At 67.3% G+C, this 8,538-nt stretch carries 5 protein-coding genes; 2 read left to right on the forward strand and 3 right to left on the reverse strand.

Features of this window, described 5'->3' with window-relative positions; all coding sequences use genetic code 11:
- Positions 1 to 9 precede the first annotated feature (9 nt).
- On the reverse strand, positions 10 to 3,321 hold the full coding sequence (locus IP89_RS08745; RefSeq protein ID WP_043309012.1) for a DUF2126 domain-containing protein: 3,312 nt from the start codon (positions 3,319 to 3,321) through the stop codon (positions 10 to 12).
- 131 nt (positions 3,322 to 3,452) lie between these two features.
- Here IP89_RS08745 and IP89_RS08750 point away from each other — a divergent pair, with 131 nt between their 5' ends.
- On the forward strand, positions 3,453 to 3,857 hold the full coding sequence (locus IP89_RS08750; RefSeq protein WP_043309013.1) for a bacteriohemerythrin: 405 nt from the start codon (positions 3,453 to 3,455) through the stop codon (positions 3,855 to 3,857).
- A 42-nt stretch (positions 3,858 to 3,899) separates the two neighbouring features.
- Here IP89_RS08750 and IP89_RS08755 read toward each other — a convergent pair whose 3' ends face one another.
- Positions 3,900 to 6,206, reverse strand: coding sequence for a YgiQ family radical SAM protein (locus IP89_RS08755; protein WP_043309014.1), 2,307 nt, complete (start codon positions 6,204 to 6,206; stop codon positions 3,900 to 3,902).
- Positions 6,207 to 6,415: 209 nt separating this feature from the next.
- Between IP89_RS08755 and IP89_RS08760 the strand changes: the two genes are divergently transcribed.
- Positions 6,416 to 8,296: a diguanylate cyclase gene (locus IP89_RS08760; RefSeq protein ID WP_043309066.1), complete on the forward strand. Its 1,881-nt coding sequence runs from the start codon at positions 6,416 to 6,418 to the stop codon at positions 8,294 to 8,296.
- Positions 8,297 to 8,303: 7 nt separating this feature from the next.
- On the opposite strand, the gene IP89_RS08765 is transcribed toward IP89_RS08760, so the two are convergent.
- The coding region (locus IP89_RS08765; protein ID WP_043309015.1) for an alanine racemase C-terminal domain-containing protein at positions 8,304 to 8,538 on the reverse strand (235 nt) is incomplete at its 5' end.

An 8,538-nucleotide genomic window follows, 5' to 3' on the forward strand; every position in this document is an offset into this window, starting at 1 on the left:
CGCCGGGCATCAGCCGCGGCGCAGGTCCAGGGTCATGGGCAATTCATTATTGTTGATCGCTGCCTCCACCGACAGCTCGCCCGGGCTGTGCCCGTGACGGAAGAAGCGCGCCATGCGCCGGCTTTCGGCGGCGTAGGCGTTGACCGGCAGCGCCTCGAAGTTGCGCCCGCCGGGATGCGCCACATGGTACTGGCAGCCACCCAGGGAGCGCTGCATCCAGGTATCGACCAGGTCGAACACCAGTGGTGCGTGCACGCCGATGGTCGGTTGCAGGCAGTTGGCCGGCTGCCAGGCGCGGTAGCGCACGCCGCCGACGAACTCGCCGACCTTGCCGGTCGGGCGCAGCGGTACCGGCACGCCATTGCAGGTGAGCAGGTAGCGATCCGGGGCCAGGCCGTCGAGGCGCACCTGTACGCGCTCCAGCGAGGAGTCCACGTAACGCACGGTGCCGCCGACGGCGCCCTCCTCGCCCAGTACGTGCCAGGGTTCCAGGGCCTGGCGCAGCTCCAGCTCGATGCCCTTCACCGCGTAGTCGCCCAGCTTGGGGAAGCGGAATTCCAGGTGCGGGGCGAACCACTCGGCGCGCAGCGGATAGCCGGCGGCGTTGAGGTCGAAGATGACGTCGGCGAAGTCCTGCTCGACGAAGTGCGGCAGCAGGAAGCGGTCGTGCAGCTCGGTGCCCCAGCGCGCCAGCTTGGCCGGGCGGTAGGGTTCGTTCCAGAAGCGCGCGATCAGCGCACGCAGCAGCAGTTGCTGGACCAGGCTCATGCGCGCATGCGGCGGCATCTCGAAGGCACGCAGTTCGAGCAGGCCGAGGCGGCCGCTGCTGGAGTCCGGCGAGTACAGCTTGTCGATGCAGAACTCGGCGCGGTGGGTGTTGCCGGTGACGTCCACCAGCAGGTTGCGCAGCAGGCGGTCGATCAGCCAGGGCGGGCACTCGCGGCCCGGCTCGGGCATCTGCGCGAAGGCGATCTCCAGCTCGTAGAGGGCGTCGTTGCGCGCCTCGTCGACTCTGGGCGCTTGTGACGTTGGGCCGATAAACAGGCCGCTGAACAGGTAGGACAACGATGGGTGGTTGTGCCAGTAGCTGATCAGGCTGCGCAGCAGGTCCGGGCGACGCAGGAACGGCGACTCGGCCGGCGTGGCGCCGCCAAGGACGAAGTGGTTGCCGCCGCCGGTGCCGGTGTGGCGGCCGTCGAGCATGAACTTCTCGCTGGAGAGCCGGCACTGGCGTGCGGCCTCGTAGAGAAACTCGGTGCGCTCGACCAGCTCGTCCCAGTTGGCGGCCGGGTGGATGTTCACCTCGATCACGCCGGGGTCCGGGGTAACGCGGAAATAGGTCAGACGCGGGTCCTGCGGCGGCTCGTAGCCTTCCAGCAGCACCGGACAACGCAGCTCGCGAGCGGTGGCCTCGATGGCGGTGACCAGCTCCAGGTAGTCGTCCAGGCGCTGCAGCGGCGGCATGAACAGGTACAAGCGGCCGTCGCGCGGTTCGGCGCACAGCGCGGTGCGCACGATGCCGGATGCAGACTCGTTGAGCCCTGGCGCCTGCGGCCCTTCACCTTCAAGCAGCGGCTTGCCGTTGCCAGCGGGGTGCAGCGGCCGGCGCAGCTGTTGCTGGATGCTCTGCCGGCTGGGCAACGGCGGGAACGGCTGGTGCGGGTCCTGGCCGGTGACATAGGGGTAGTCCAGTTCGCCGACCCAGGGTTGCGAGTCCAGCGGCAGACGGTAGCCCAACGCCGAGTCGCCGGGAATCAGCCGGCAGTGTTCGTCGCGCAGGAACCAGGGGCCGGTCAGCCAGGCGTCGTCGCCGGCGCTGCGCATCAACGGCAGCACATGCCCGACCACCTCGCCCAGACCGCGGCAGAACACCTTGCGCAGGCGCTCGCGCTCCAGCGGATCACTCAGGCGTGCGTCATCCGGAGCGACGTTGGCCGGCAGGCGGCGTTCGCGCCACAGGTAGTAGAGCCAGTCTTCGTAGGCCGGGAACACGTGCTCGGCCTCCAGGCCCAGGTGCCCGGCCAGGGTGCCGAGGAAGCGCGCGGCCAGGCGCGCATCGGCGCCGTAATAGCGGGTCTCGTCGGCGTACAGCGCCGGGTCCTGCCAGATCGGCTCGCCGTCCTTGCGCCAGAAGCAGTTGAGCGACCAGCGCGGCAGCTGCTCGCCGGGGTACCACTTGCCCTGGCCAAAATGCACCAGGGCCTGCGGCGCGTAGTGCGCACGCAGGCGATGGAACAGGTCGGCGGCCAGGGCGCGCTTGTTCGGGCCCATGGCCGCGGTGTTCCACTCGGCGTCGTCCGGGTAGTCGAGGGAAACGAAGGTCGGCTCGCCGCCCATGGTCAGGCGCACGTCGCCGTAGGTCAGCTCGGCATCGACCTGGCGGCCGAGGTTGAGGATGTCCTGCCACTGCTCCTCGTCGTACGGTTTGGTGACCCGCGGCGCCTCCCAGATGCGCTCGACGCGCATGTCGTGTTCGAACTCGCATTCGCACTCATCGAGCACGCCGCTGATCGGCGCCGCCGAGGACGGCTCCGGGCTGCAGGCCAGCGGCACGTGACCCTCGCCGGCGAACAGGCCGGAAGTCGGATCGAGGCCGATCCAGCCGGCGCCGGGCAGGTACACCTCGCACCAGGCGTGCAGGTCGGTGAAGTCCTGTTCGGTGCCGCTGGGGCCGTCGAGGGATTTGACGTCGGCGGTGAGCTGGATCAGGTAGCCGGAGACGAAACGCGCGGCGAGGCCCAGGTGGCGCAGCAACTGCACCAGCAGCCAGGCCGAATCGCGGCACGAGCCGGAGGCCAGCTCCAGGGTCTCCTCGGGCGTCTGCACGCCGGGCTCCATGCGGATCAGGTAGCGGATGTCGTGGGACAGGCGCTGGTTCAGCGCTACCAGGAAGTCGACGCTGGGCGTCGGCTTGCGGTCGACGCCGGCCAGGTATTTGGTGAACAACGCGCCGCCAGCCTCGGTGACCAGGTAGGGCGCCAGTTCGCGCTGCTCGCCCTCGACATAGGCGAAGGGGATCTTCTCGGCATGCGGTTCGAGGAAGAAGTCGAAGGGGTTGAACACCGCCATCTCGGCGACCAGGTCGACGGTGACCCGCAGCTCCTCGGTCTTCTCCGGGAACACCAGGCGCGCCAGGTAGTTGCCCTGCGGGTCCTGCTGCCAGTTGACGAAGTGCTCGCCCGGCGAGACCTGCAGCGCATAGGAGAGGATGCGCGTGCGGCTGTGCGGGGCGGGGCGCAGGCGGACTACCTGCGGGCCGAGGTTGATCGGGTGATCGTAGCGGTAATGCGTGACGTGCTGCAGTGCGACATGGATCGACACGGCGTGCCTCCTGCGAGCCAGGGCGATACCTGGCAGGGGCAAGAGTTGTGCCACCGGCATTGACCGGGATCAACGAGCCCGCGCCGCTGGCGGGCAAGATCGGCAAAAAACCAAGAAGGGAGCAGGAACGCATGACCTTCATGCCGTGGACGCAAGCGCTAGAGGTGGGGATAGCGGAGATCGACGAACAGCACCGCTGGCTGGTGGAGCAGACCAACGCCCTGCACGACGCGCTGCAGGCCGGGGCCTCGCGGGCGCAGGTGGGCGCGCTGCTGGAGGGGCTGATGGACTACGTGATCAACCACTTCATCGCCGAGGAGAACCTGTTCGCCCGCCTGGGCTACCCCGAGGCCGAGGCGCATCAGGCCCAGCATGATCTGTTCAACGGTCAGGTGATGTCGCTACTGGATCGCCACGAGGCCGGCGAAGCCGTGGGCGCAGACGCTCTGGAGCTGCTCAAGGACTGGCTGGTGCACCACATCCTCAAGGTCGACAAGGCCTATGTGGCGCATTTCCGCGCCCACGGCCTGGGCTGAGAGCGCCGCGCACCAACAAGGTGCGGGCGCTCGCCGCCCGACTCAGCGCGGGGCAACCGGGCGCTTGGCCGGCTTCTTGTCCTTGCCGGCGCCGGACTTCTCCGCCTTGCGCCGTGCCTCGGCAGCGGCCTTGGCCTGCTCGCGCTTGTCCCAGCTCTTGCTGCCGTCGCTGCCACGCGGTGGTAGGCCGGTGTGCTGGGTGAGGATGCGCCCGGTGGTCTGCGGCTTGCCGCCACCGTTGCCGGCGACCTTCTTGCTGCCGGCCGGGGTCGAGTTCTTGCGCCGTGCGCTCTGGTACTCGTCGGTCTGCGGCTGGTAGGTCGGGATCAACTGGTGCTTGCCGTTGCCGATCAGGTCGCTGCGGCCCATGCGCTCCAGCGCCTCGCGCAGCATCGGCCAGCCCTTCGGATCGTGGTAGCGCAGGAAGGCCTTGTGCAGGCGGCGCTGCTGCTCGCTCTTGACGATGGTTACGCCATCGCTCTTGTAGGTGACCTTGCGCAGCGGGTTCTTGCCCGAGTGGTACATGGCCGTGGCCGACGCCATCGGCGACGGGTAGAAGGCCTGCACCTGGTCGGCGCGGAAGTCGTTGCGCTTGAGCCACAGGGCGAGGTTCATCATGTCCTCGTCGGTGGTACCCGGGTGCGCGGCGATGAAGTACGGGATCAGGTACTGCTCTTTGCCGGCTTCCTTCGAGTACTTCTCGAACATGCGCTTGAACTTGTCGTAGCTACCGATGCCCGGCTTCATCATCTGATTCAGCGGGCCTTCCTCGGTGTGCTCCGGGGCGATCTTCAGGTAGCCACCGACGTGGTGGGTAACCAGTTCCTTGACGTATTCCGGCGACTCCACGGCGAGGTCGTAGCGCAGGCCGGAGGCGATCAGGATCTTCTTCACGCCTGGCAGGGCGCGGGCCTTGCGGTACAGCTCGATCAGCGAGCTGTGGTCGGTATTCAGGTTCGGGCAGATACCGGGGAACACGCAGGACGGCTTGCGGCAGGCGGATTCGATTTCCGGGCTCTTGCAGGCGATGCGGTACATGTTGGCGGTCGGCCCGCCAAGGTCGGAGACCACGCCGGTGAAGCCCGGCACCTTGTCGCGCATCTCCTCGATCTCGCGGATGATCGATTCGTGCGAGCGGTTCTGGATGATGCGGCCTTCGTGTTCGGTGATCGAGCAGAAGGTGCAGCCACCGAAGCAGCCACGCATGATGTTGACCGAGAAACGGATCATCTCGTAGGCCGGGATCTTCGCCTTGCCGTACGCCGGGTGCGGTACGCGGGCATAGGGCATGCCGAACACGTAGTCCATTTCCTCGGTGGTCATCGGGATGGGCGGCGGGTTGAACCACACATCCACCTCGCCATGCTTCTGCACCAGGGCGCGGGCGTTGCCCGGGTTGGTCTCCAGGTGCAGCACGCGGTTGGCGTGGGCGTAGAGCACCGGGTCGTTGCGCACCTTCTCGAAGGACGGCAGGCGGATCACCGTCTTGGCACGGGTCATTTTCGGGCTGGGCAGCAGCTCGACGACCTTGGCCTCGTTGGGGTCTTCCTGAGGGCCTTTCTCCTGCTCGATGGCGCAGGCGGCGGTGTCCTGAGTGTTGACGTAGGGGTTGATGATCTTGTCGATCTTGCCCGGACGGTCAATGCGGGTGGAGTCCACCTCGTACCAGCCCTGCGGGGTGTCGCGGCGGATGAACGCGGTGCCACGCACGTCGGTGATGTTCTCGACCGCCTCGCCGAAAGCCAGGCGCTGGGCGATCTCGACCACGGCGCGCTCGGCGTTGCCGTACAGCAGGATATCGGCGGTGGCGTCCATCAGGATCGAGCGGCGCACCTTGTCCTGCCAGTAGTCGTAGTGGGCGATGCGGCGCAGCGAGGCTTCGATGCCGCCGAGCACCACCGGAGTCTGGCTGTAGGCCTCCTTGCAGCGCTGGCTGTACACCAGGCTGGCGCGATCCGGGCGCGAACCGGCCAGGCCGCCGGGGGTGTAGGCGTCGTCGGAACGGACTTTCTTGTCCGCGGTGTAGCGGTTGATCATCGAGTCCATGTTGCCCGCCGCCACGCCGAAGAACAGGTTCGGCTGGCCGAGCTTCATGAAATCGTCTTTCGACTGCCAGTTCGGCTGGGCGATGACGCCCACGCGGAAGCCCTGGGACTCCAGCAGGCGACCGATGATGGCCATGCCGAACGAGGGGTGGTCGACGTAGGCGTCACCCGTGACGATGATGATGTCGCAGCTGTCCCAGCCGAGCTGATCCATTTCTTCCCGGCTCATCGGCAGGAAAGGCGCGGGTCCGAAACACTCGGCCCAATACTTCGGGTAATCGAACAGCGGCTTGGCGGCTTGCATATTTTTTGATCAGGTGCGCTCTCACGGGGGCGCGGAATATAGCACAAAAAATATACAGAGTCCGACTAGCACGCTTGGTCGCATTGCACGCGCCATTTGTGATCACCATCACTTACATGGCTATACTCCGGCCTGATTGCCCACACCAATAAGAACCCGGTTCAAGGAGTCCCCCGGTGCGATGCCTTACTGCGCCCGCGCTGCTACTGATGCTGTGCCTGAGCGTGCTCGGCGGGCCACTACAAGCAGCGCCCATACAGCTGCAGGCCGACAGCAGTGGACAGGAGCTGAACACCAACGTCCAGTTGCTGCAGGACGCCAGCGGCCAGCTGCGCATCGAAGACATGGCGGACCCGGCCGTGCAACAGCGCTTCGAGCCGGCCAAGGGCCGCGCCAGCGTCGGGCAGAACCCCAATCCCTGGTGGATCAAGCTGGAACTGCAGCGCGGCGCGGACGCCCCGGCCAACTGGTGGCTGGAAATCGGCTCGGTGACCCAGCTCGACCTGCAGCTCTACACCCCCGACGGCCAAGGCGGCTGGACCCTGCGCCAGTCTGGTGAGCGCGTCGGCTTCTCCGAGGGCCGCGACCACGACTACCGGCGCATGCTGCTGGAACTGCCGGAGCTGGGCAGCGAACCTACCACCTTCTACCTGCGCAGCTTCGACCCGGCCGGCAACTCCTTCCCGCTGAAGATCTGGCAGAAGGAAGACCTGGACCACCTGGCCGCCCACGAGAACCTGGGCCTGGGCCTGATCTACGGCATCATCGCCGCCCTGCTGCTGTACAACCTGTTCATCTTCTTCAGCCTGCGCGACGCGGCCTACTTCTGGTACGTGCTGACCACCGCCGGTGCACTGCTGATGATCGTCAGCATGAGCGGCCACGGCTTCCAGTACCTGTGGCCGGAGGGGCCGGTGCCGTTCTGGCTGGACCGCGTGACCCTGCCCTCGCTGTGGGGCTTCTGCGCCTGCCGCTTCACCCAGACCCTGCTGCAGACCCGCGTCCACGTGCGCTGGGCCCATCACCTGCTGACGTTTGCCTGTGTGTTCTACGTCATCGCCGTCGGCCTCGAGGCGTTCGGCCTGCGCAACCAGGCGGCCTGGGTCATCGCCCTGCTGTCGCTGACCAGCATTCCCGCCGCGCTCGGCTCGGCGGTGATCCGCTGGCGCCAGGGCTACTTCCCCGCCCTGCTCTACCTCTGCGGCTATGGGCTGATCCTCGGCAGCATCAGCCTGGCGCTGATGCGCTCCACCGGCCTGGTCCAGCCGGCCACCTGGAACGCCTACGTGTTCCCGCTGGCGGTGTCCGCCGAGTCGATCCTGTTCTCCTTCGCCCTCGCCTACCGCATCCAGATGCTCAAGCAGGAGAAGGCCGAGGCCGTGCTGCAGGCCGATCGCGAGAAGAGTGCGCGCCTGGCGCAGATGCAGGCCAGCGCCGACGAACTGCAGGAAGCCGTGCGCCTGCGCACCGCCGAGCTGGCACTGGCCAACCAGCAGCTCAGCGAGCGCGAGGAACGCCTGCAGCATGCGGCCTTCCATGACCCGCTGACCGACCTGCCGAACCGCCGCTACCTGATCGAGCGCGCCGAGGTGGCCCTGGCCGACGCCCAGCGGCGCAACGAATCGGTGGTACTGATGCTGGTCGACCTCGACCACTTCAAGCCGATCAACGACCGCTACGGCCACGACGCTGGTGACCTGCTGCTGCGCACCATCGGCCACCGCCTGCGCGAACACGTACGCGCCAACGACATGGTGGCGCGCCTGGGCGGTGACGAATTCGCCGTACTGATCTGCGGCCCGGATGCCCAGCAGCATGCCCAGGAGATCGCCGCGCGCCTGCTCGAGGAGCTGTCGCGCCCGGTGCTGTACGGTGCCAACCGCCTGGCAGTGACCATCAGCATAGGCGGCGCGCTCTACCCGCAGCACGCCCTGCAGTTCACCGGCCTGTACAAGGCCTCCGACGAGGCGCTGTATCGGGTCAAGCAGAAGGGCCGCTCGGGCTTCGTGCTGCAGGGCTGCGACGGCGAGCTGAGCCCGCAGACCTGTCTGATGCTGGACGTGCTCAAGGTGCCCAGCGGGCTGAGCTGAGCCGCGATCAGGCCTGGTAGCGGCGCGGCACGCGCGCCGTTACCTTGGTCAGCAACTCGTAGCCGATGGTGCCGGCGGCTGCCGCCACCTCATCCACCGGCAGGTTGGCGCCCCACAACTCCACCGCATCGCCTACTGCCGCCTCTGGCAGGTCGGTGAGATCGACCGTCAGCATATCCATCGACACCCGCCCGGCCAGCGGCACGCGGCGCCCGCCGATCCACAGCGGAGTGCCGGCTGGG

Origin of the sequence: Pseudomonas sp. ML96, from assembly GCF_000761545.1 — a bacterium.
Taxonomy (GTDB): domain Bacteria; phylum Pseudomonadota; class Gammaproteobacteria; order Pseudomonadales; family Pseudomonadaceae; genus Aquipseudomonas.